The organism is Paenibacillus chitinolyticus (assembly GCF_045038035.1).
GTDB classification, from domain to species: domain Bacteria; phylum Bacillota; class Bacilli; order Paenibacillales; family NBRC-103111; genus Paenibacillus_F; species Paenibacillus_F chitinolyticus_A.
The window spans coordinates 1,311,029-1,334,036 of the sequence record NZ_CP173427.1 but is presented as its reverse complement, the minus strand read 5'-3'; the positions used below and the strand labels follow the sequence as shown (position 1 = coordinate 1,334,036).

At 56.1% G+C, this 23,008-nt stretch carries 20 protein-coding genes; 1 reads left to right on the top strand and 19 read right to left on the bottom strand.

What is annotated here, in order from left to right:
• Nucleotides 1–63 precede the first annotated feature (63 nt).
• The 16 genes from clpX to ACI48J_RS06135 all read right to left on the bottom strand — a co-directional run bounded on the left by clpX (nt 64) and on the right by ACI48J_RS06135 (nt 18,134).
• A complete protein-coding gene (clpX, locus tag ACI48J_RS06210; protein WP_326051083.1) occupies nt 64–1,329 on the bottom strand; it encodes an ATP-dependent protease ATP-binding subunit ClpX in 1,266 nt (421 codons plus the stop codon).
• Nucleotides 1,330–1,341: 12 nt separating this feature from the next.
• The gene (gene clpP, locus ACI48J_RS06205) at nt 1,342–1,935 is read right to left on the bottom strand and encodes an ATP-dependent Clp endopeptidase proteolytic subunit ClpP (RefSeq protein ID WP_009674201.1); all 594 of its coding nucleotides are present in this window, start codon (nt 1,933–1,935) and stop codon (nt 1,342–1,344) included.
• A 203-nt stretch (nt 1,936–2,138) separates the two neighbouring features.
• On the bottom strand, nt 2,139–3,506 hold the full coding sequence (tig, locus tag ACI48J_RS06200; protein WP_405082178.1) for a trigger factor: 1,368 nt from the start codon (nt 3,504–3,506) through the stop codon (nt 2,139–2,141).
• Nucleotides 3,507–3,660: 154 nt separating this feature from the next.
• Nucleotides 3,661–4,584: a hypothetical protein gene (locus ACI48J_RS06195; RefSeq protein ID WP_405082177.1), complete on the bottom strand. Its 924-nt coding sequence runs from the start codon at nt 4,582–4,584 to the stop codon at nt 3,661–3,663.
• Nucleotides 4,585–4,821: 237 nt separating this feature from the next.
• Entirely contained in the window at nt 4,822–5,559 is a 738-nt protein-coding gene (locus ACI48J_RS06190; protein WP_405082176.1) for a PIG-L deacetylase family protein, read from the bottom strand.
• Nucleotides 5,560–5,583: 24 nt separating this feature from the next.
• The gene (locus tag ACI48J_RS06185) at nt 5,584–6,546 is read right to left on the bottom strand and encodes an N-acetylglucosamine kinase (RefSeq protein WP_405082175.1); all 963 of its coding nucleotides are present in this window, start codon (nt 6,544–6,546) and stop codon (nt 5,584–5,586) included.
• Nucleotides 6,543–8,054 carry an argininosuccinate lyase gene (gene argH, locus ACI48J_RS06180; protein WP_405082174.1) on the bottom strand — a complete coding sequence of 504 codons (1,512 nt, stop codon included), beginning with the start codon at nt 8,052–8,054 and terminating at the stop codon, nt 6,543–6,545. Before argH ends, ACI48J_RS06185 begins: the two co-directional genes overlap by 4 nt.
• Nucleotides 8,055–8,112: 58 nt before the next feature.
• Nucleotides 8,113–8,859: a creatininase family protein gene (locus ACI48J_RS06175; protein WP_009674203.1), complete on the bottom strand. Its 747-nt coding sequence runs from the start codon at nt 8,857–8,859 to the stop codon at nt 8,113–8,115.
• Nucleotides 8,860–9,022: 163 nt separating this feature from the next.
• Nucleotides 9,023–11,548, bottom strand: coding sequence for an NEW3 domain-containing protein (locus ACI48J_RS06170; RefSeq protein WP_405083186.1), 2,526 nt, complete (start codon nt 11,546–11,548; stop codon nt 9,023–9,025).
• A gap of 161 nt (nt 11,549–11,709) precedes the next feature.
• Complete coding sequence (locus tag ACI48J_RS06165; RefSeq protein ID WP_369994055.1) at nt 11,710–13,416, bottom strand: ABC transporter permease; 1,707 nt, start codon at nt 13,414–13,416, stop codon at nt 11,710–11,712.
• Between the two features lie 52 nt (nt 13,417–13,468).
• The gene (locus tag ACI48J_RS06160; RefSeq protein WP_405082173.1) at nt 13,469–14,551 is read right to left on the bottom strand and encodes an ABC transporter ATP-binding protein; all 1,083 of its coding nucleotides are present in this window, start codon (nt 14,549–14,551) and stop codon (nt 13,469–13,471) included.
• 143 nt (nt 14,552–14,694) lie between these two features.
• A complete protein-coding gene (locus ACI48J_RS06155; protein ID WP_405082172.1) occupies nt 14,695–15,783 on the bottom strand; it encodes an extracellular solute-binding protein in 1,089 nt (362 codons plus the stop codon).
• Nucleotides 15,784–15,814: 31 nt separating this feature from the next.
• Complete coding sequence (locus ACI48J_RS06150) at nt 15,815–17,014, bottom strand: ROK family transcriptional regulator (protein WP_405082171.1); 1,200 nt, start codon at nt 17,012–17,014, stop codon at nt 15,815–15,817.
• 273 nt (nt 17,015–17,287) lie between these two features.
• Nucleotides 17,288–17,416, bottom strand: coding sequence for a hypothetical protein (locus ACI48J_RS06145; RefSeq protein WP_256123684.1), 129 nt, complete (start codon nt 17,414–17,416; stop codon nt 17,288–17,290).
• 90 nt (nt 17,417–17,506) lie between these two features.
• The gene (locus ACI48J_RS06140) at nt 17,507–17,620 is read right to left on the bottom strand and encodes a DUF4023 domain-containing protein (protein WP_016423522.1); all 114 of its coding nucleotides are present in this window, start codon (nt 17,618–17,620) and stop codon (nt 17,507–17,509) included.
• Between the two features lie 160 nt (nt 17,621–17,780).
• Complete coding sequence (locus tag ACI48J_RS06135) at nt 17,781–18,134, bottom strand: hypothetical protein (protein WP_217558551.1); 354 nt, start codon at nt 18,132–18,134, stop codon at nt 17,781–17,783.
• 241 nt (nt 18,135–18,375) lie between these two features.
• Between ACI48J_RS06135 and asnB the strand changes: the two genes are divergently transcribed.
• Entirely contained in the window at nt 18,376–20,220 is a 1,845-nt protein-coding gene (gene asnB, locus ACI48J_RS06130; protein ID WP_405082170.1) for an asparagine synthase (glutamine-hydrolyzing), read from the top strand.
• Nucleotides 20,221–20,488: 268 nt separating this feature from the next.
• On the opposite strand, the gene ACI48J_RS06125 is transcribed toward asnB, so the two are convergent.
• From ACI48J_RS06125 to ACI48J_RS06115, 3 genes are read right to left on the bottom strand one after another with little or no spacing between them, the layout of a single operon-like run.
• Nucleotides 20,489–21,091, bottom strand: a complete 603-nt coding sequence (locus ACI48J_RS06125; protein ID WP_218228195.1) for a response regulator transcription factor — start codon at nt 21,089–21,091, stop codon at nt 20,489–20,491.
• Nucleotides 21,088–22,239 carry a sensor histidine kinase gene (locus ACI48J_RS06120; protein ID WP_326051105.1) on the bottom strand — a complete coding sequence of 384 codons (1,152 nt, stop codon included), beginning with the start codon at nt 22,237–22,239 and terminating at the stop codon, nt 21,088–21,090. Before ACI48J_RS06120 ends, ACI48J_RS06125 begins: the two co-directional genes overlap by 4 nt.
• A complete protein-coding gene (locus ACI48J_RS06115; protein ID WP_405082169.1) occupies nt 22,240–22,995 on the bottom strand; it encodes an ABC transporter permease in 756 nt (251 codons plus the stop codon).
• Between the last annotated feature and the right edge of the window lie 13 nt (nt 22,996–23,008).

Here is a 23,008-nt window from a genome sequence, read left to right as displayed (position 1 = left end):
CAAGGCCGGGCAGCTTGGAGGCTGTCGGTTACTCTATAGTATGAGCTCCTATCTCAACCGAGATCAGGCGCTTTCTTCTTTCTTCTTGTTGACATCCTGACCTTCCTGAGAGGAAAGAATAGGGGTCAATTTGTCCTGAACCGTATCTTTTGTAACGGTGCAGTTCGTTACATCCGTACGGGACGGCACGTCGAACATCACATCAAGCATAATGCTTTCAATGATAGCACGAAGACCGCGGGCGCCGGTATTGCGCTTAATGGCTTCTTTGGCGATAGCATCCAGCGATTCCGCATCGAATTCAAGCTTGACGTTATCCATGTCCAGCATCTTCTGATACTGCTTCACGAGGGCGTTCTTCGGTTCGGTGAGAATACGAACGAGCGCGGCTTCGTCCAGCGGTTCCAGCGTGGAGACAACCGGCAGACGTCCTACGAACTCCGGAATGAGTCCGAATTTCAGCAGGTCTTCCGGCAGTACCAGGGAGAGGTACTCGCCCGGCTTCAAATCGGTTTTCAGACCATCGGAGCTGAAGCCGATGACTTTCTTCCCGATTCTGCGTTTGATGATTTGTTCCAGGCCGTCAAACGCGCCGCCGCAGATGAACAGGATGTTCGTCGTATCGATCTGGATAAATTCCTGATGCGGATGCTTGCGTCCGCCTTGCGGCGGTACCGAAGCGACCGTACCTTCCAGAATTTTCAGAAGGGCCTGCTGTACGCCTTCGCCGGAAACGTCGCGTGTAATCGACGGATTCTCGGACTTGCGGGCTACTTTATCGATCTCATCGATGTAGATAATGCCGCGTTCGGCCTTCTCCACATCGTAGTCGGCTGCTTGGATCAGCTTCAAGAGAATGTTCTCGACATCCTCGCCCACGTAGCCGGCTTCCGTAAGGGAAGTCGCATCGGCGATGGCGAAAGGAACGTTGAGGATTTTGGCAAGCGTCTGGGCAAGAAGGGTTTTCCCGCTTCCCGTAGGACCTACAAGAATGATGTTACTCTTCTGCAGTTCCACATCTTCCAGCTTGCTTTGGGAGTTGATCCGCTTATAGTGATTGTAAACGGCAACGGACAGGGATTTCTTCGCCTGATCCTGGCCGATTACATATTGGTCGAGAATGCCGCAAATGTCTTTCGGCTTCGGAATGTCTTTGAGATCCAGCTCTTCCTCGTGCCCGAGCTCCTCTTCCACGATTTCCGTGCACAATTCAATGCACTCGTCGCAGATATAAACGCCTGGACCCGCAACGAGTTTGCGGACTTGATCTTGGGACTTTCCGCAGAAAGAACATTTCAACTGACCTTTTTCATCGTTGAATTTAAACATTGGATCACTCCTTTAAGATTTCAGGTCGCTTCGAGTGATGACTTCGTCGATCAATCCGTACGCCTTCGCATCTTCCGCGCTCATAAAGTTATCGCGGTCTGTATCGCGATCTATTTTATCATACGGCTGGCCGGTATGCTTCACATAGATATTATTCAGCTTCTGCTTCGTTTTGATGATCCAATCGGCGTGAATTTTGATGTCCGACGCCTGCCCCCGGACACCGCCCAGCGGCTGATGGATCATAACCTCGCTATTCGGCAAGGCAAAACGCTTACCGGGTGCACCGGCCGTCAGAAGCAGGGAACCCATGCTCGCTGCCATGCCTACGCAAATCGTCGACACGTCCGGTTTGATGTGCTGCATCGTATCGTAAATTCCGAGTCCGGCCGTTACCGAGCCACCCGGAGAATTAATGTATACGTGAATGTCTTTCTCTGCGTCCTGGGACTGTAAAAACAGCAGTTGGGCAATGACAAGGTTAGCCACATCATCATCAATCGCGCTGCCGATAAAGATAATACGGTCTTTGAGCAGGCGAGAATAGATGTCGTAGGAACGCTCACCACGGGCTTCTTGCTCCACAACCATAGGGATAAGACTCATTGGACCAACTCCTTTGCGGGTACTTACTTTTCATTTTACCATGTTTAAAAGGTAAAGTCATTTTTAGGATAAATCCCGCTAAATATCGCTTCCGCGGCTGTTTTCGGGTAAAACAAAGGCACGCTTTGGATTACGTGCCTTTGTATGTGTCCTATTATACAGCTTTTGTCGGGATCGTGCAGTGCCTTGGGAAGGCGAAGCGATTACTCGGCCGCTTCTTCTTCTTTGGCTTCCTCTTTCGCTGCTTTTTTAGCTTTCGTTTCTTTCTTAGCCGGCTTTTCTTTCTCTTCCGTGCTGTTGGCGAGCAGGAAGTCTACGGTTTTGCGAACAGCCAGATCCTGCTTGATGCCTTCCAGGCTGCCGTTAGCTTCGAAGATCGAGCGAAGCTCTTCAACGGATTTCTGGTACTGCTCGGCAAGACGATCCAGCTCGGCGTTCACGTCTTCGTCCGTCGCTTCGATTTTCTCTGCGATCGCGATCGCTTCGAGAACCAGGTTGTTGCGGACGCGTTTTTCGGCGTCTTCTCTCATTTGAGATTTCAGCACGTCCACGTTCTGGCCGGAGAATTGGAAGTACAGATCCAGCGTCATGCCCTGCATGCGCAGACGTCTTTCGAATTCACTTACCATCTGGTCGAGTTCGGTTTCGATCATGGAAGCCGGAATTTCAACGTTCGCGTTGGCAGCGGCCTTCTCGACCACGGCTGTTTCGCGCTGAACTTCGGCATCCTGCTTCTTCTTCTCTTCCAGGTTCTTCGCGATGTCCTGCTTGTACTCTTCGAGCGTGTCGAATTCACTTACGTCTTTAGCGAACTCGTCGTCAAGCTCAGGAAGGTTTTTACGCTTGATGTCGTGCAGCTTCACTTTGAAAGTAGCCGCTTGACCTTTAAGCTGTTCGGAGTGGTATTCTTCCGGGAATGTCACTTCGATGTCCTTCTCTTCGTCCTTGGTCATGCCGACGATTTGCTCTTCGAAACCAGGGATGAAGCTGTTGGAGCCCAGCTCAAGGGAGTACTTCTCCGCTTTGCCGCCTTCAAACGCTTCGCCGTTCACGAAACCTTCGAAGTCGATGATCGTGATGTCGCCGTTTGCCGCCGCGCCTTCTTCAACCACGACAAGCTCAGCGTGTCTTTGCTGCAGGCGTTCCAGCTCTTCGTCGATTTCCTTCGGAGTTACCGCGCTGTCCGCTGCAGGAATCGCGATGCCTTTGTAGTCGCCGAGTTCCACTTCCGGCTTCACGGCTACTTTCGCTTTGAACTTCAGGGCTTGGCCTTTGCCGAATTGTTCAACGTCCACTTCAGGACGGTCAACAGGCTCGATGCCCGTTTCTTGAACGGCCTGCATGTAAGCTTCCGGCAGAATGATGTCCAGCGCATCCTGGTACAGGCTTTCGATGCCGAAACGCTTTTCAAAGATGGACCGCGGTACTTTACCTTTACGGAATCCCGGAACGTTTACTTTGGCTACGACTTTCTTAAAAGCTCTGTCGAGAGCGTCGGCAACTTGTTCCGCTTCCACTTCGATATCAAGAACTGCAGTGTTCTTCTCTATTTTTTCCCAGCTTGCTTTCATTTTATGCTTTCCCCTCCAAAAATGTACCCTGACAAGTATTTTTTCACGTCCTGACCTCATAATTAAGCTCGTAAGCCTTTTAGTGGCCATTATAACCATTCTAGTATACCACAAACCCTTGCTTTTTCAAGCGAATGACCGGAATGGCTTTATTTTAGCCGCCCGTGTACAAAGCCTGGATAAAAGATTGCAGACAAGCGTAAGCTTCGCCCCACGCCTGCAGCATGGAAGCCGTGATTCCGTACTGCTCCCGCAGATGCTCCCTGTCCGCGCTCCCGAATAAAGATTCGTGAAGAACAGTATGCAGAGCGCTCGCCCAGACGTCCACCTCTTCTTCCCGGCAGCCGCTCATCGACGTGTACAATTCCGTGCCGTACACCGTTTTGAGAAATTCCAGCCACGTCTGCTCGGCAAAAAAACCGAAGTCCGGCTGCTCCGACTCGCTGATCTGCTGAACCCGGTATACCATTTCGCGTATCCGGTCCGGAAATTCTTCGAGCTTCAGGGGCGTATCCTCGATGCGGAGCACCATTTTGTTCTGCGCGCGCGCAAGCACGACAGGGCCTTTGCCTCCCCGCTGCTTCAGCATCTGCAAAGCTCTGAACTGGACGAACGGATGGCTCGGGGCCGTATGGAGCCACTCTTTTACAAACTCGTCGATCCGGTCGTCCTCCGCAAAAGCAAGCTGCTCCAGAGCGATCATCTGACGCTCCATATCCGTACCGTCCTCGAGCATGTCCAGCAGACGCCCGACATATTGCCGGCCTTCCGCCGACTTCCCGGCCACGGATTGGCGCTTGAGGTCTTCCTCGGTGATTTCCTCCTCTTCACCGCCCTCTTGCATGACGGCATCGTCGTACAGAGTTTCCGGGAACATCGTTTCCAGCCACTGCAGAAGAGCTCTCCACTGGGCTTGTTTCTCCGCGTCGTCCCTGGCGAACTGCAGAAGGTAACGAAGCAGGCGGACCGCCTCTTCATAGCGCTCCTGCTCCAGCAGCTGAGTCATCTGCTTCTCGTAGGAAGCGGCCGTTTTGGGAAATAAAACTACATTATCGTAGGAATGAGTCAAAGGTTCCACCTCGAAGCCGGACTCGTCCCGGCTGATTTTGAAATATTCTCCCGCAGTTCCTCCTGCAAAAGATCATCCATAAAGTGTACCGGATTAACGGGAGGAAATCAAAGAACGGGATTTGGGCGGGTCCCCTCGCCTCGCTGCTCCCGGCGTCTTTCCGTAAGGCCGGACACGCAAAAAAGGCCAGCCTCCTGTCGAAGGAAAGCCGACCTCGTTTATTGAGCTGCTTAATAAAAAAGAAGATCAGACCAGTTCGACGACCGGAATTTCACCGGCGCATTTGTTTAATCCCGCTGGCTGTCCGCCCCGCCGCACAAGCGTAAAGTATTCGTAGCGCCCGATCACCGAGTAGTCGCCGTGCATGACGCCGGGGTAGGCCCGGTCTACGGAATACACCTGGCTTTTGTGCGCCTGGAGCGCTTCTCCCTTGCGGCCGCGGAATTCCGAAATATTCACGCGTGCCGTAATGGGGCAGCACTCGGACGGGCCGCAGTCCCCGCAGTGGTCGTAATAGTTCGGAATGGACGCGTAATAAAGGTCCGGCGCCGCTCCGGCGTCCGCGTCCAATTCCTCGACCGCCCGCAGCACCGCCTTGGAGATGGCGATATGATCGGGATGCCCCGTTACTCCGTCCGGAGGAAACGTGACGACGAGATGAGGCTGCAGGTCCCGAATCGTCGCGGCCACACGGGCGGTCAGGAGATCTTCACGGACCTCGGCCAGGCCTCCGTCCGGATAACGGTAGAAGTGAACCCGCTCCACCCCGAGAACGGCGGCGGCCCGGCGGAGCTCCCCTTCCCGGTACAGCGCGATTTCTTCCCTGCAGGTAAACGTGTACTCCCCCGTTTTGCCCTTGCAGCCGGATGTGGCGCAGGCCAGATGGACAGCATGTCCACTCTCCGCATATTTGGCCATCGTGCCTCCGCAGGCAAACGATTCATCGTCCGGATGCGCAAACACAAAGAGCAGCGTTTTCCTCATAACGTCCCCCAACCTCCTCCGGATTTACGGCAGCAGGCTGAGTCCCTGGGCGATCACTCCGTAAATCGGTTCTTTTTTTATTTCTTCCAGATTACATGAAGGGGCGAATTCGCGCAATTTTTTCGTCAAACGGCTCCGCACAAATTCATTATTCTGGAGAACCCCTCCCTGGAGGATCAAAGTGAAGGAAGTGTCTTTCATTCCAAGCTTTTCGATAACGGCCCGCCCCCCGTAAAAAAGCTCATCCGCGGCGGCTTCGAGAATACGCAGGGAAGACGCGTCTCCCTCCCGCGCGGAATCGCTGACAAGCAGCGACAGTTCCGCAACGGTGTCTACCCGGTAGTCGGCCGAATACACCCAGTTGTACAGTTCCTCCTCCGAACGGAGGTCGAGATAGGGCAGGACTCTGCGGGCGAGAATCGTCGGCCCCTGCCTGCCGTCCAGGGTCTGCAGGATAGCGGTAAGGGCCTGCTTGCCGATCCAGTAGGCGCTCCCCTCGTCCCCGACCCGGTAGCCCCAGCCGCCCGCCCGGGCGCTGCGGCCCTGCCCGTTGACGCCGTAGACGATGGAGCCGGTGCCCGCGATAAGCAGGACGCCCGGCTTGCCGTCCGTCGCTCCGAGCAGCGCGGCAAGTCCGTCGTTCTCCACGACGACCCGGTCCGCCTGAATCTCCCCCCTGGAGAGGGCTTCACGGACGAGCCCTTCAATGATCTGCCGGTCGTAGCCGGTATCGAGCCCGGCCATCCCGAAGACCGCGCATTCGACGCGCAGCGTCTCGTCCGGAGCGGGAGGTTCCGTCAGATCCTCCCTGGCGATCTTCATGGCCCGCACCAGCTCATCCACAGCGGCTTCCGTGCCTGTCGTCTGGTAATTGCAGGAACCTCCCCGGCCGGTTCCTTCTATTTTTCCCTGCCTATCGGTAAAAACAGCCAGGCACTTGGTTCCACCGCCGTCTACGGCAAGCAGCGGAATGCTGCGCCCCTTCATTGACCGGAGCTCCATCCTTCAAGCGCCGCATCCAGGTGCGACAGCGCTTCTTCCGTTTTGCTCCGCGAGTCCCGGAGCCAGGCTTCCTGGATCTGCTGACGGCTGCGGCGGTCGGCGATCGTGCTGCGGATTTCGTCCGGGGCAGGTCCTCCGGGCAGAGTGCGGATGTAGACGAAGTGGACAGGGTCCAGCGAGCTGCGGAACGCTTCCTCCGTAATCGACAAGTCGCGGCCGATCACCTGACGGGCAATCTCGTTAACCATAGCCAGCGATATTTCGTTGGCGGCCAGCCCTTCGGATACCGCGCGTTTCACGACTCCGCTGACGATGTGGTGAGCTTTGCGGAAAGACAGATTGTCGGTCCGCACCAGAGTATCGGCCAGCTCGGTCACCGTGGCGAAGCTGCCTTCCGTCCGCTTGCGCAGCACATCCTTGTCCACGTGAATCGTACCGATTACGCAGGAAAGGAGGCGGTACATCTGATCGAGGACAGCCAGAGCCTTCCATGCGTACGGCTGCATGTCGTCTTCGGTGTCGACGATGTCGCCGAACGGCGTGTTGTGCATCATCGTCAGTACGGTCTGGGTGTTCCCCACGCAGCTCGAAAGAAGCGAGCGCATGTGTTCGAACGAGACCGGATTGCGTTTTTGCGGCATGATCGACGAAATCTGGACGTACGGGTCGGCTACGCGCAGAACACCGAATTCCTGTGTGCACCACAGCAGGAAATCTTGGGAAGCGCGGCCGAGATTAATGGCGGCCAGCTGTACGGCCGTCGCAATCTCCCCGACATAATCGGCCCCGCCGATGGCGTCGTAGGAGTTGTAGATCAGCTCGTCGAAGCCGAGCAGTTCCTGCATTCTCTCCCGGGAGATATTGAACCCGGAAGTGGTCAAAGCGGCGGAGCCCATGCTGCTGCGGTTGCAGTTGGCGTAGGCGGCCTGCAGACGGCGCACGTCCCGGTCGAGCGAATCCGCCACCGCCATGATGTAATGAGCGAGCGTTGTCGGCTGCGCCTGCTGGGTGTGCGTGTAGCCGATCATGATCGTTTCGGCGTGTTCCTCGGCGAATGCGAGCAGCTGGCTTTTGAGGGCAAGCGCTCCCCGGATCGTCGTCTGGAGCTTCTCCCGGAGCACCATCCGGTAAATCGAGATGCCCATATCGTTGCGGCTGCGGGCCAGATGGAGATTGCCGGCGATGTCTCCGGCCGCTTCCAGCAGGTCGCTTTCCACTTGGAAGAACAGGTCCTCGAACTGTCCCGTATACTCGGCTTGACGCAGCCCTTCCAGATCCAGTCCGCGGATCGCGTCCGCAATTTGCGACGCTTCCTCTTCGGTAACGAGCCCCTGGTCTTTAAGCATAATCAGGTGCGCTTTATTGATTGCCATCATCGGGCCAAGAAGACTTGCTTTCGCTTCGTTGAAAGCGGGTTTAAGCACAGCTTCCGTATAGGTCAGCCCTGGAAAGACGGCGCCTTCTTCCTGTAAAATCTGTTCGCGGTTTCTCATGCGGTCCATTCCTCCTAGTGGTACTTTCTATATGTTTATGACAGGCAAGCGGTGTGGTTCAGGGAGCGGGTCGGCCCAGCCAGTTCGCAATGAGGGCGTTCATGTTGGCCGTGACCTCGCCTACAATCCAATCGCCCGCTTGAAGAGAAGTCTGACGGATGTGACCCGTATAGCCCGCCCAGCCTTCCGGCGTGCCTTCCACCAATACGTAAGGCATCGGGGAAAGCGGAGGAGGCGGAGTCAATTCCGCATCTTCTTCCGATACATGAACCAGGTCGGGACGGAATGCTTTGACAGCGGACATTTCGTAAGGCCCGCCGTGTCCTCTTCCTGTCGTCCCTTGAAAAAATCCGAGCTTTTCCGGAGCGTCCGCAGCAGCCAGCTGCCACCAGTTGATCAGGAGAAAGCTTGCATCCTTCCAGCGGGAAGTTACTTCCTCGGCAACTGTCCTGGAGGCTCCAATGTTGCCGTCATGGGCGTTGAGCAGTACGATCCGTCTGAATCCCGAACGGCAGATGCCTTCCAGCACATCGCTTAAATACCGGTGAAACACGGCCGGATCGATGGATATGGTGCCGGGATAATCCCCCGTTTTGCCCGGACATGCCGTGTAAGGAATAGCCGGATAAACGAGGGGTTTTAACCCGGGGTCAATAAGTCCCGCGAAGCCTTGGGCGAGAAAAAAATCCGTCCCCAGCGGAGAATGCGGACCGTGGTACTCGAAGCTTCCCAGCGGAACGACCGCAAAGGCGGCATTCCTGAAAGCGGACTCGGCATGCCTTCCGTGTATATCCAGGGCCTTCATGTTGTCCCCTCCGGTTTCTTTCGTTTGTTCCTGCTGCCGGATCAAGCCGACCGCGATAGAACGGAGGATCGGAAGATCCCCCGCTGCGGTCTTTCTTCATTTAAATAAGGATTGATTCATCGGGCTTTTTGAATAAAAGAACGGGATAAGTCAATTGCCAAGCTTACTGCTTCAAGCTGATCATGTTCACGAACATCCGGATGGAACCCGGAACAAGGCTCGGCATTTCACGGTACCAGACAAGCGAGCTGTACGTATACGTGCCTTTGCCGTAATCGGCAGACAGGAAGGTGCCCGTAAATTCTTTTTCGCCCGGATCGCCGTTGGAAATCAGTTCGGTGTATTCTTTGCCCCACTCGGCGGGATTGTAGGCCGAACGGTCCTGAATCCAGTTCTGCCAGTCGGCGTCCGTAATTTTGTTCGGCGTATTGAAGATCTTGTGATCCGGAGCCAGCATCGTTACCTTCGAATTCTCGTCCGTTACCCTCCATTGAATGAGAGGCTGGCCGATTTTGATCGGATACGGCGCGAGGTCCGGCGTCCATTTGTCTTCCGGCTTATGATACTGAACGACCAGGTTGCCGCCGTTTTTCGCGTAATCAAGCAGACGCTGGTTGCTCGGAATCAGTTCCGGACGGAACGCGTAAGCGCGAATGCCGAGCACGATCGTATCGTATTGGGACAGATCTCCGAACTGGATCGCTTTGGCATCCAGGTTCGTCACGTTAACGCCTACCTGGCGCAGCACGGCGTCGATATTGTCAAAGCCGCTGGAAACATAGCCGACTTTAAGATCCTTCGGCACGTTAAGGTCAAAAGCTTGAATTGTTAAAGTCGCCGGTTTCACGTAATAAGTCGTGCCGATATGCGGGTACGTAATGACCTGCACCGTACGGCTCGTGTCGGTCTGGCCTTCCTTGGCCACGGCGGAAATGTCCACCTTGCCCGGTTTCACGCCCTTCGGCGCCTTTACGGTAAACTCGACGGCTTTCGTTTCGTTCTTCGCCGCAAAGCTTACGTCCCGGGAAGCGGGCTCGACCGTCCAGCCTTCCGGAGCTTTCAGCGCAACGGTCGTTTTGGAAGCTCCCGGCGCGTAATTGCGGGCGGTTACTTTAACCGGTACGGCTTCGTCCGGTTTAAGCGTGTTGAACACGGCCGCTTCCGGGCTGAGGGTCAAGGACGTTGCCGGAAGAACGGCAACCGCGTTGTCCGGCACCGCATGGACCGCTGCCTGCGTGCCGTAGGCCGTGTATGTAACATCAGCGTTGATGAGCGGCAGGGCATACGGGTTGAAGTCGGCGACTTTCGCCGGAACGGTCACTTCGAACTCGGTTTTGACCGTCTGGTTGTAACCCAGTTTCTTGAACTCGGCATCGCCCGCCGGCTTGGCTGTCCACCCTTCGGGAACATTCAGCTTCATCGCGATGTCCGAGATATCCACGCTGCCGCCGCTGTGTGCGGTGACTGCCACCTTCGCCGTTTGTCCGGCTACAAGCTCGCCGGATACGGGCTTCACTTTAACGGTCAGAGAGGCCGCTTCCATGCTCGCTTTGTTAAGCTGATCGGTTTTCACCTGAAGCCTATGAAGGAGATCAGTTTTAATAGAAGAATCTAAAGTGGATTTTTCCACATTTTCAATCGCTGACTTCACGTCCGCCTTCATTTCATGAACCTCGCGTGCGACGTTCGCGAATTTAGGATAGGCGGCAATGACTTCATTGGCATCCTGCTGCAGGGTTTTCAGATCTTTGACGATCTTGTTGTCTTTGCCTTTAGTGTCCAGCTCTTTGGCCAGATCTTCGAACGTAAAGGACATGCCGTCGAAGAGCGAGCTGCTTTTTGAAACGGCTGTCTTGTTGTCCCCGGCGGTCCCTGCCAGCTTGTAATAGGAGTTTCCGGGACCTTCATCTACATGGCGGCCCATGCCTTGGCTTTTGTGCATGAAACGCGATTCTTCCCCCAGCTGCGAGTAGGAAGCTCCGAAAATTTCGTTATAGTCACCGACCGGAAGGGCGACATCGTAATCCTTGTCCGTGGCCGGCAGGTACAGTTTCTTCGGCTGCCATACGGCAAGGCCTTCTTTAAGCTGCTCCGGGAAAATAGCCGGATTTCCCGCGTCTTTGAACGCCCGTACCGTCAGAACGTTGATGGCCCGGTGATGGCCGTGAGTGGAATCTTCGTTCAGGAAAGCGGGAATCAGGACGTCCGGCCGTTTCTGGCGGATTTGGCGAATCAGCCGTTCGTAGGCGACGGATTCGCCCCACTTCTCCAGCGTTTCGTCCGGGCTTTTGGAAAAGCCGAAATCGTAGATCGGATCGTCGAGCTTCACGCTAAGGTTCGCCAGCGTAATGTTGGTGATTTTGGAAGCTTCCTGCAGTTCCCGGGTCCGGATAATGCCAAGGGCATTGCCGAGCTCGCTGCCGATTTCGTTCTGTCCGCCTTCCCCGCGGTTGGCGATGACACTGGAGGTGTCGACCCCTTGACCGAGAGATACATACGCGAGTGTAGCACTGTGCTCATCGTCGGGGTGAGCCCCCGTATTCATGGCACTGGCGATTGTGGTGAGCGGCTTGATCGATTTCCAGAGATCGACAACCCCTCTGTCGGCCGAGGCTGTCTGCGGCGCCGCCGGTAGGGCGACGGTTCCGACAACCGTCAGCGAGACGGCGGCTGCCACCCACTTTTTCATCCATCTGTTTGCACTTGCTTGACTCAATCGCTTCTCCTCCTCAGGCGTAAAAGTGGCGGCAGGAATCCTGCGTGACTCCCTGCCTTTATCAAAATCGCGGCGGACGCGGCGTTCCGCGGGGGAACGGCCCGCGACCTTACGATAATGAACCGTAGCTCGGGTCAGATAGCGGACCCGGCGTTGCCGCCGGTCAGCTTCCTGGAAACGAAAAGAACGAGAATGATCATGACAATCTGCAAGACTCCGTAGGCGCATGCCGTACCGAATTCGAACGCGTACATGCGCTGGAAAATTTCAACCGACATAGGTGTCGTGTTATTCGTGTACAGAAGGATCGACGCCACGAACTCGCCGAGACCCTCCACCATGGCCAGCAGCGTTCCCGCGAGAATACCGCTCAGGGCCATCGGGAAGACGACCCGCCGGAAGCTGTACCACCAGGAAGCTCCAAGGTTGCGCGCCGCTTCCTCGACCGAGCTGTCCATCTGCATCAGCGTCGAGGATGTCGACCGGAAGATCAGCGGCAGGTGGCGGACGAAATAAGCGAGCGGCAAAATCCAGAAGCTGCCGATCAGAACCTGGTTGAACGAGAATACGTTCGGCTCGCTGAAGGCCGTGATCAGGTTGACGGCTACGACCGTACCCGGCAGCGCCCATGGCAGCATGATCAGGATGTCGAGCAGCGTTTTGCCCTTGAATTTCATCCGCACGATGGCATAAGCCGCCGCAACGCCGAAGAGCAGGTTGCCGATGGTCGCCACGAAGCTCATCTTGAAGCTGTTGGCGATCGGGCGCCATGTTTTCGGATCGGTAAACAGGTCTTTAAAGTGCTGAAGCGTATACTCCGGCGGAAGGACCTGGACCGTCCATGTACTGTCTTCGGAGAAGGAAAGCAGGACGATGACGAGAATCGGCAGCATCAGCACGAGGGTGGCGATAAAGGACAACACCATCGCCGTGTACTTGCCCGCCTTACTTTTCACTTCGGTCCGGTGGACGCTGACGCCTTTGCTCATGTTCTGATAGTTCCGCGCGTTCTGGTACCAGCGCATCATGATCAGGAACAGGATCGACACGATCGACAGCAGGGTCGATTGAGTCGCCGCCATGTCCAGGTCCCCGTTCGTGCGGGACAGGTAAATCTGCATGGTGAGCGTCCGGTCGATCCCGAACACGAGCGGCGCCGTGTAGGACGCCATCGAGATCATGAAGACGAGCAGCGAAGCCGCGATAATGGCCGGCGTGAGCATCGGCAGAATGACTCTGCGCCAGATGAGCAGGCGTCCGGCGCCCAGATTGGCCGCCGCTTCTTCCAGCGACGGGTCCAGGCCTCTGATAGCGGTGGACGCCGTCATATAGAAATAGGTGTACATCGTGAACGTATGGACGACGATGACCCCCCAGATGCCCTTAAGCGCAAGCGGCGCGTGATCCAGGTCAAAAAGCTTCTGCAGCGCGCGCGGGATAATGCCGCTGTCCCCGTACAGGAACGAGAAGGACAGCACCCCGATCAGGGGCGGAAGAGCCATCGGCACGATCGCGAGGACGGACAAAATTTTGCGTCCCGGAAACTCGTAGCGCTCCAGCAGGAACGCCATCGCGACACCGACGATACCGCAGGTGATCACGCTGAGTACGGAGATGTAAACGCTGTTCCACAGCGCTTCCAGATTCGATGTATGATCAAGACTGAAGAAGCGGGCATAATTTTTGAACGAAAAAGCCCCTTCCAGCTTCACACTCTGTAAAAACGTCTGAAAAAACGGATAAATGACATAGGCAAGCAAAATCAGAAACAACGGCGCGATGAGCACATAGACGAAGTAAGGCGACGTCGTGATCGTGGTCCATCGGCTGTTCGGACGGATGGCCGGCTGCTGCTTGGCTTGCGGTTTGTTCGTCTGCACGGGCGCACCCTCCTTATTCTACGAAATAGACGCTTTCCTTCGGGACGGCAAAAGCGATATCCTCATCGCGGTGGCGCATGCGCTGGCCGGGGCCGATAAACATCGCTTTAACCGGCAGTGTGCCGACCTGCGCGACGTAATTGACGCTCACGCCCGTAAATTCCGACATCAGCACTTTGCCGGCCAGGATGTTCTCCAGGCCTCTCTCCGACGCCGCGGCCTCGCGGATCGATTCCGGACGGACCGAAACCGTCACCTTGCTGCCCTGTGCCAACCGGCACTCGGGCGAAGCGTTGGCGGCAAACCCCGTGATAAGCGTATCGGACGAGGTGCGGACGTACACCGTGTCGCCTTCCAGGCGCTCCACGGTCCCTTCCCACAGATTCGACTCCCCGATAAAGGAAGCGACGAACCGGTTGACGGGACGGTTGTAAATGTCGTGCGGGGTGCCGATCTGCTGCACGACGCCGTCTTTCATGACCATGATCCGGTCGGACATGGACATAGCCTCGGCCTGGTCGTGCGTGACGTAAATCGTCGTAATGCCGAGCTCCAGCTGTAAGCGCTTAATCTCGAGGCGCGTCTCTTCCCTCAGCTTCGCGTCAAGGTTGGACAACGGCTCGTCAAGCAGGAGAATATTCGGTTCGATCACCAAGGCGCGGGCCAGTGCCACCCGCTGCTGCTGCCCGCCGGACAGCTGGTCGATTCTGCGGTCGCCGTATCCGTCCAGGTGGACGAGCTTCTGGACGCGCGTCACCTTATCCATAATTTCCGCCTTGGACTGTTTGCGGACTTGGAGACCGAAAGCAATATTCTCGAACACGGTCATGTGCGGAAACAAGGCGTAGTTCTGAAACACCATCCCGGTGTTGCGTTTGTTCGGAGGCGTATACGTCACGTTGTTCTCGCCGAACATGATCCGTCCCTCCGTCGGGTAATAGAAACCGGCGATCATGCGGAGCGTTGTCGTTTTGCCGCAGCCGCTGGGTCCGAGGAACGTGAAGAATTCGCCCGGCTGGATGTGGATGTCGACGTTTTCAACGCCGCGTGCGCCGTTAAACTGCTTGCTTACTTTATCGAGCTTGACTTCTATCAAGTGGAATCCCTCCTAGAAAGTAAAACTTCCCTACCTATCCGTTCGTCTCTTCCGCAGGCACAAAGGCACAAATCGTATGACGTGCCCGGCCTAAACGGGCCCGGATGGGGCTTCCCCCACCCGGATCTGTCAGGCTTCGGGCTTTATTTCTTGCCTTTGCCCTTAATGTTTTCATCCCAGTACTGCATCCACTCTTTTTCTTTGGAGGCCAGTACTTTCCAGTCGAGTTGCAGCGGTTTCGTTTCGATTCCTTTCAGCCAAGCCGGGAATTCGTCCTTGTTGATGTCCGTCCGGGTCGGGATCTGGAACAACTTTTCCGCTTTCTTCTTCAGTTCTTCTTTATCGAACAGGAACTCGTAAAATTTCTTGGCGGCGTCCATGTTTTTAGCGCCTTTGACAATACCCACTCCGTCTACGAGGATCGGAGCGCCGCTGGCCGGATAAATGAAATCGAACGGCTGCTTTTTCATTTCCTTCTGAATCAGGATATCCTGAAGGTTCCAGAGGGAAAGCGTACCTTCCTGGCGAGCCATTTTCAGATACAGGTTGGTCGGATCCTGCGTGTATTCCTTCGTGTTCGCGTCCAGCTTCTTGAGCCAGTCGTAGCCCTTCTGCGGATCCGCAGGGTCCTGGCGGTAAATCATCGAGGAATAGATCGTGCGCATCGTACCGGACGCCATAACGCCGCGGATCAGAAGCTTATCTTTATATTTCGCGTCCAGCAGCTCATCCCAGTCCTTCGGAGCCTCTTCTTTCTTCAGCGCCTGGGAGTTGTACATGATCACTTCTGGCAGCAGCATTTCGCCGTACCAGCGGTCTTGGGCGTCCTTGTTCTCGGCCGCGACCTTATCCGCGAAGGTCGGCTTATACGGCTCAAGAAGACCTTCCTCGGCCCCGGTTATGAAAGAGGACTGCGTGCCTCCCCACCAGAAGTCCGCCTGGGGATTCGATTTCTCGCCGCGGATACGCTCCAGAACCTGCTGAGCGCCCATCGTCATGACTTCCACGTCGATGCCCGGATTTTTCTCTTTGAATCTCGGCAAAATCTCGTCGACCACGTTCTTGTCGCGGGCCGTGTAAATCACGAGCTTCTGGGAACCGGAAGCGGCTCCGCCGCCGGCGCCTTCGGCACCCTTCTTCGCACCGTCGTCACCGCCGCCGCAGGCCGACAGGCCGACAGCCATTGCCGCGATAAGAGTCAAACTGGTCCATTTGGTCATCTTGTTTTTCACTTGTACTCCCCCTAGTTCTAGATTGTATCGTTTAATCCGCGCCGGCAGATCCGGAGGATCTGGCCGGCTGGGCGGACGGAAACGCTTCCAGCACACTGTGGACGGCCCCCAGCAAACCTGCCCGCTCCCTCAGACCCGCGAGCTGGATGTCCGGCAGCACCGGAACCCACTGCGCAAGCAGCTCGCGGATGCGGGCCAGGCCGCTTTCGCTCAGATGGACCATTTCGCCGCTCAGGATGAGCAGCTCCGGGTCCAGCACGCTGACGGTATTGGCGATCCCGGACGCCCAATGGATGTAAACATCTTCGAGCAGCGTCCGGGCCTGACGGCTTCCCTGATCCGCCTGTTCGCCCAGCTGCCGCAGGATGCTGCGCCCCGGATCGACGGTCAGGCCGGCAGCCTTCGCTTTGTCGCCGATGCCGGTAACGGAGTAGTTCTTCTCGAAAACGCCGAATTCGCCTTGTCTGCGGAGCCGGTCGCCTCCGATAAGCATGTAGCCGATTTCGCCGGCAGCCTCTTTGCTGCCTCTGTAAAACTGCTTGTCGATGATAATCCCGGCCCCGATCCCGGTTCCCACATACATGTAGACCAAGCTGGAAACCCCCGAGCCGGCGCCTTCGTAAAATTCGCCCATCGTCATCATATTGACGTCGTTGTCGAGTATAACGGGAATACCGAGCCGTTCTTCGATTTCCTTCCCGACCGGCAAGTTCATCCAACCCGTGCTCGGCGCGTAGCTGACGGTGCCGCTGCGCTTCTGTGTAATACCCGGCAGGCCGACGCCGATCCCAATAACGCGGTCGCGGCCGAACCCGCTTTTCTCCAGCAGCGTATCCAGGTTGGTCTTGAGCGCTTCCAGAGCGGAATCGCCGTCAACCGGCTGCTCCAGGCGGGTATGCACATGATGCAGCAGCTCGCCTTTCATATCGGCAATGGCCATTTCCAGCTCACTGCCTTCAAAAACGGCCCCGACGACCGTATACGCCTGAACGTTGTATTCAAGGAGAATCGGCTTGCGCCCGCCCTTCGACTCCCCGGTTCCCACTTCATGAATAAGCCCTTCATGGATCATTTCGTCCACGAGAGAGGAGACGCAGGGTCTGCTCAGCTTGGTCCGGACCGACAATTCGGCTCTCGACAAGCGGGGATGCTGGCGCAGCTGGTACAGAATGCCTTCCCGGTTCATTTGCTTTACTAATTTCGTATTTCCCGTTTTCCCCTTGCCGATCACAAGCCCAATCACCACCTTACTTAGTTAAAATGACTAACAAACTAATTAAATCAAGTATATGTATACGTTTACATGATGTCAATATAAAAAGTGAAATTAATCATAGAAAATAAGTATTAAGCGCGTTATTATTAATAATTTCATATATTTTCAACCCTTTTCATCCTTAAAAAGCGTTTATTCTTCCCTTCAGTTTATTTACTTTTCCGCCTCCTTATGCGTCCGCGTCAAAAAGCCCGCTGCAGCCGCAGCAGGCTTTCGTCTTCCTTACGCTTACTTCTCCGTCCCGTGACTGAGGTTGTTTTGGGCCGTATGCTTGACGTTTTTGGCCTCCATCTCCTCGGCAAATTCCGCGTTTACTTCGTACTTTTTGCCTTTGGTCGCTTTCGAAACCTTCGCCATGTTCATCACCCCCCGCCCGGTTGTCGATTTCCTTAATTCCGGCCTCTGCCGCAAATTGGACGGCGAACGGAATTCTCAAAGCCGCACTGCTCAGTGCTGTTTGTTCGGGAGCCGTTTTTCCGGGCGGTTTTTGCCTTGTGTCCTCCGGTTGCGTTCGTCTTTACGCTGAGTGTCATGCAGTTTGCTGATGAAATGACTGTCCATCTCCGCAAGCCTCCCCGAGAAGTAAGTTTCGTGAAGCCGTCTTAGTATGTCCGGGCTTTAGGGGGAAGCATGCCGGGGACGGCGAAAAAAAGAAAAAGAGCACCTGCCGGCGCTCCTCGGTTCTCTGTACGTATAAGTCCTTGTCCGTTCAGGAAAGATCTTAAGCTTCCGCTTCCAGTCTCATGGCCATGTCAACCAGAACCGCGCGCGCTTCCGGCTTCGTTTTCACTTCGCTGTAAAGCTTCTCGAAAGCCGCTTTGTTTTCTTTGAACTCGCCTTCGTTCTTGATCGTGAAATGGCTCCACTCGATCAGACGGTTCTCCGCCTGGCGAAGCTCATTGAAAGCTTTATGGAAACCGCTGCGTTCAATCGCGTCTTCCATTTCTTTCTGACCGATTTCCGCACCGTTTTGTCTCATGTCGTTCAGTTTCTTGTCAGCCTGCTGGCTGGCTGCGAGAAATTGTTCTTTGGCCGCCAAATAATCGATTTGCGCCCTGGCGTATTTACGTTTCATCAATAACAGTCCACCTTTAGCATGATTTCCCCGATAGCGCTTGCAGGGGGAGTTTTCTTCTACCAGATTCTATTGTAACAAAATTTTTCTGGAAACAAAACCGATTTCGCCCTTGCGGTTCTTCCGGTCCTTCCGGGGTGGACAGACATTTTCGCTGCCGGCGCCGCATACCCTTTAATCATCGCATTCGGCAGTCTTCTCGAAAGGCTCGCTTAGAACGTATTTCGAAAGGGTGAATATCATGTGCGGAATAACAGGATGGATAGACTGGCGCAAAGATCTGACCACATCTTCATCCATTCTCGAAAATATGACGGAAACCTTGGCCCACCGCGGTCCTGACGCTTCCGGCACGTGGATATCCGGCCACTGCGCCCTGGGGCACAGACGGCTGAGTGTCATGGACCCGCTTAACGGCGCTCAGCCCATGATCCGCAAGGACGGGGACCGGACGTACTCCATCGTATATAACGGGGAATTGTATAACGCTCCCGAGCTGCGCAGCGAGCTGGAACACCGGGGCCACCGGTTCGCGACCTCCTGCGACACCGAAGTTCTGCTGGCCGCTTTCGTCGAATGGGGCCGGAGCTGCCTGGAGAGGCTGAACGGCATCTTCGCGTTCGCGGCCTGGAACGAACAGGAGCAGACCTTGTTCCTGGCCCGGGACCGCCTTGGCGTCAAGCCTCTATTCTACAGCCACACGGACGGCGCCTTCCTGTTCGGCTCGGAGCCGAAGGCAATACTTGCCCATCCAGATATCAAAACCGAGGTAGGCGCCGAAGGGCTTGCCGAGATTTTCGCCGTCGGACCCGCGCGCACGCCCGGTCACGGCATTTACCGCAACCTGGCCGAACTGAAGCCGGGCCATTTTATGGTTTACGACCGCAGCGGGCTGACGATCCGTCCTTACTGGAAGCTGGAAAACCGGCCCCATACGGAAAATGTGGAGGAGACGGCGCTCCATATCCGGGAGCTCCTCGCCGATACCGCCGGACGCCAGCTCGTCTCGGACGTTCCGGTCTGCACCTTGCTTTCGGGCGGGCTGGATTCCAGCGCGCTGACGACACTCGCCGCCCACCATTACCGGGACAGCGGCAGCGGCGTGCTGGATACGTACTCCGTCGATTATGCCGACAACGACAAAAACTTCAAGGAGAACGCGTTCCAGCCCAACTCCGACGCCCCGTGGATCAAGCGGATGACGGAGTACCTCGGCACGGAGCATCATTACATCGAGTTCGACACGCCGGAACTCGTCGAATCGCTCCGCACCGTCGTACTCGCCCGCGACACGCCCGGAATGGCCGACATCGACGGCTCTCTTTACCTGTTCTGCCGCGAAATCAAGAAAGGCGCGACCGTAGCGCTTTCCGGCGAAGCGGCCGACGAGATTTTCGGCGGCTACCCCTGGTTCCACCGGGAAGACGCCCTTAACGCGAACACGTTCCCGTGGTCGCTTTCGCTGCCGCAGCGGGCCGGCATTTTGTCGCGCGATTTCGCCGACTGGATCAAGCCCGAGGACTACGTGCACAGCCGCTATGAGCAGGCGCTGGCCGAGGTGCCCCGTCAGGCGGGGGAAACGCGGGAGCAGAACCGGATGCGGGAGATGTCCTATCTGAACATCACCCGCTTCATGCCGACCCTGCTGGACCGCAAAGACCGGATGAGCATGGCCGTCGGGCTTGAGGTCCGGGTTCCCTTCTGCGACCACCGGCTCGTGGAATACGTGTGGAACATCCCGTGGGACATCAAAACGGCCGGGGACCGCGAGAAAGGGATTCTGCGGAAGGCGCTCGCAGGCGTGCTGCCGGACGATGTGCTGGCCCGCAAAAAAAGTCCCTATCCCAAAACGCACAACCCGAATTATGCGACTGCGGTCAAACAGCGGGCGCTTGAAATTTTAAGCGATCCCTCGTCGCCGCTTCTTCCTTTTGTGGATGCCGAAACACTGCGCGCCATGGCGGCTCCGGGAGCCGAAGCGACCGAGTTCCCCTGGTTCGGCCAGCTCATGTCCGGTCCGCAAATGTTCGCGTATCTGATCCAGGTGGACACGTGGCTGCGCGAATATAAGGTATCGATCCGTTAAGGATCTTACCGCACGTCTGTCTATTCACGACTAAACTTATCTGTTTAAACGCAAACCGGTTTCCGAGCGGTACCGGGAACTTCAAAAAAACCTCCAGCCGCCATCTCAATGGCACTGGAGGTTTTGCGTTTCACCCGGAGCTCAAGAGTTTCTGTACCTTTTCCTTTTCCTCTGCCTATGCCTCTGTCACAGCCGCAGCCGTTGCCGGACCCTGCCTTCGTGTCCGCATTCAGAATTTGTATTCCCGGGCCAAACACCGAATTCCGCCCTAATCGAGCCAGCCGTTCTTCTCTGCCGCGGCAATGGCGTCGATCCGGTTCTTGGCCTCCAGCTTCTGGATCGCCTCCGATAAGTAATTGCGGACCGTGCCGCCCGAAAGGAACAGACGCGACGCAATCTCGCCGGACGAAAGCCCCTCTCTGGCAAGCTTAAGCACCTCTCGCTCCCGTTCCGTCAGCGGATTCTCGGCTTCCCAGAACGTGAGCGCCAGCTCCGGGCTGACCGCGCGCCTGCCCGCCTGCACATCGCGGAGCGCGGCCGCAAGCTCGCTGACCGGCGAATCTTTGAGCAGGAAGCCGCGCGCTCCCGCACGCATGGCCCGCTGAAAATAGCCGGATCGGGAAAAGGTCGTCAATATGACGACTCCGCACGGGTCCTTGCTTTTCTGGAGCGCCTCTGCCACATCGAGGCCCGACATTTTCGGCATCTCAATATCCATGACGCATAGATCCGGCCGGAGCGTACGGATCATCTCCAGCGCTTCCGCGCCGTCCGCCGCCTGGCCGATCACTTCGATATCGTCCTCCAAATCCAGCAGGGCGCTCAGCGCTCCCCGGAGCATGCCCTGATCTTCCGCGACAATGACCTTCATTCGCCGCCCGCCTCCTTTTCTCCGTTTTTGGTCACTTTAGGGATCGTAAAAACGACCCGGGTGCCCCGGCCGCCCGCCGATTCGAACGTGCAGTGCCCGTCCACCAGCTTAAGCCGTTCTTTCATGCCCCTGAGCCCGTTCGTACCCAAGTCCGGCTGCCTTTCGTTCCTGTCGAAGCCGACTCCGTTATCCGACACGATCAGCCTGTACCCCTCCTCATCGGAAGCCCATTCCACGATACACACCTTCGCTTTGCTGTGCTTTACAACGTTCGTCACCGCTTCCCGCAGGCACATGCCGAGGATGTTGCCGATCAGCGGGGGAGCTTCGTCTCCGCCGCCTTCTCCGGCTTTTAATTCCAGCACAATGCCCCCCGCCGCAAGAATCTGCTTGGCCCGGTCGAATTCTTCCCGGATCGTGACCATGTTCATATCCGATACAAGCTCGCGCACCTGTTTGAGCGCCGCCCTCGAGGTCGCCTGGATATCCTGAACTTCCCGGACCGCTTTCTCCGGATTTTTCGGAATCATTTTCTCCGCCAGTTCGCCCTTGAGCGTGATGAGAGACAAAGTATGCCCGAGCGTATCGTGCAAATCGCGGGATATCCGCTGGCGTTCCTCGATTTTGGACAGACGGGCGATTTCTTCGTTGGCCAGTTGAAGTTTGCCCCGGAGCTCCTTCGACCTGCGTCCGATGCGCATCGCAACCGGCATGATCAGGATAATGACAAGAGCCGGAAGAAGCTGCAAAAACAAGTCGACATCGTTCATTAACTTGTAGTGCCAGCCTACCGCCACGAACATCAGAAACAAACCCGCTATCGCGGCGGCCATCTGCCTGACGCTACGCAGCATCCCGATCACCGGGGACGGATAAAACGCCAGGTAAATAAAGTTTTCGTTGTACCGGACCGCCAGAAAGCCGATAACGACCGTCTGAAACAGAATGAACCAGTACCTCCCCGCCGACCGGTTAAAAGAAGTCAAATAAGCCGCCACAAAGGCGATAAGCAATCCCGAACCCAGTATTTTTTCCGGAAAAGGAAGCTGCAGAACCGAAACGACCGGGAAGATCAGATACACCAGCCAGATGATCGTAAAAATAAAAGGGGGCCCCTCGCGGGGCCTTGCCGGTTGCCGACGAAACATTTAAACCGCTTCCTGTCTCTTGATGATATAGGAAGATAATATCACAAAAACGACGACGTACACAGCCAGAACAAGCACGCCCGTCCAGTCGATCGAACCGCCTCCGATCAAATTCCAGGCTCCCTGCCCCAACCGGTAGGTCGGCGTGAACTTGGCGATCGTCTGAAGTGTCCCGGACATCGACGCGGTCGGGAACCATAACCCGCCCAGAATGGATAGACCCATATACAGAATCATCGTCAGCACCTGAACCACATCGGGATTGCGCATGGAACCGAGCAGCGTACCGAGAGCCATGAACGAGAAACCGCCGATCCAAATCCAGAGGAAGCTCTCGATCCATACGGAAACAGGCAGATCAACCTGTTTGCCGAGCCCTCCGATAATAAACATCATCAGAATGATAAATAAATTAATAATGCCTTGGGCGGCTACCTTCGATACCATGTAAGACCAGGAAGGCAGCGGCGTAATGCTGAGCAGGCGGACCCAGCCCTGGGTGCGTTCCCTTGAAATCCGCTGGGCAAAGGAAGTCAGGCTGGCGCCGATAACGCCATATACCGTCATGGACATGAGATAGTAGGATGTCCAGTCCACATTGCCGATCTTCGTATCGCTTCCCATCGTACTCGTAAACAGAAAATAAAAGGCCACCGGCATAACGATCGAAAAGAAAATAAATCGTTTGTTACGGAAGGTGCGCAGCAGCTCCGCGCGGCACTGGGCCATAGTCGCTTTCAGAATCGTCGCATTCATATTCGTTATCTCT

What these genes read in the sequence shown, in the direction of transcription:
- argH (WP_405082174.1), bottom strand. Translation starts at nt 8,054, where the DNA reads ATGAGAAACCGCGAACAGATTTTACAGGAAGAAGGCGCCGTCTTTCCA.
- asnB (WP_405082170.1), top strand. Translation starts at nt 18,376, where the DNA reads ATGTGCGGAATAACAGGATGGATAGACTGGCGCAAAGATCTGACCACA.
- ACI48J_RS06175 (WP_009674203.1), bottom strand. Translation starts at nt 8,859, where the DNA reads ATGAAGGCCCTGGATATACACGGAAGGCATGCCGAGTCCGCTTTCAGG.
- tig (WP_405082178.1), bottom strand. Translation starts at nt 3,506, where the DNA reads ATGAAAGCAAGCTGGGAAAAAATAGAGAAGAACACTGCAGTTCTTGAT.
- ACI48J_RS06115 (WP_405082169.1), bottom strand. Translation starts at nt 22,995, where the DNA reads ATGAATGCGACGATTCTGAAAGCGACTATGGCCCAGTGCCGCGCGGAG.
- clpX (WP_326051083.1), bottom strand. Translation starts at nt 1,329, where the DNA reads ATGTTTAAATTCAACGATGAAAAAGGTCAGTTGAAATGTTCTTTCTGC.
- ACI48J_RS06190 (WP_405082176.1), bottom strand. Translation starts at nt 5,559, where the DNA reads ATGAGGAAAACGCTGCTCTTTGTGTTTGCGCATCCGGACGATGAATCG.
- ACI48J_RS06170 (WP_405083186.1), bottom strand. Translation starts at nt 11,548, where the DNA reads ATGAAAAAGTGGGTGGCAGCCGCCGTCTCGCTGACGGTTGTCGGAACC.
- ACI48J_RS06140 (WP_016423522.1), bottom strand. Translation starts at nt 17,620, where the DNA reads ATGGACAGTCATTTCATCAGCAAACTGCATGACACTCAGCGTAAAGAC.
- ACI48J_RS06120 (WP_326051105.1), bottom strand. Translation starts at nt 22,239, where the DNA reads ATGTTTCGTCGGCAACCGGCAAGGCCCCGCGAGGGGCCCCCTTTTATT.
- ACI48J_RS06125 (WP_218228195.1), bottom strand. Translation starts at nt 21,091, where the DNA reads ATGAAGGTCATTGTCGCGGAAGATCAGGGCATGCTCCGGGGAGCGCTG.
- ACI48J_RS06145 (WP_256123684.1), bottom strand. Translation starts at nt 17,416, where the DNA reads ATGGCGAAGGTTTCGAAAGCGACCAAAGGCAAAAAGTACGAAGTAAAC.
- clpP (WP_009674201.1), bottom strand. Translation starts at nt 1,935, where the DNA reads ATGAGTCTTATCCCTATGGTTGTGGAGCAAGAAGCCCGTGGTGAGCGT.
- ACI48J_RS06135 (WP_217558551.1), bottom strand. Translation starts at nt 18,134, where the DNA reads ATGAAACGTAAATACGCCAGGGCGCAAATCGATTATTTGGCGGCCAAA.
- ACI48J_RS06185 (WP_405082175.1), bottom strand. Translation starts at nt 6,546, where the DNA reads ATGAAGGGGCGCAGCATTCCGCTGCTTGCCGTAGACGGCGGTGGAACC.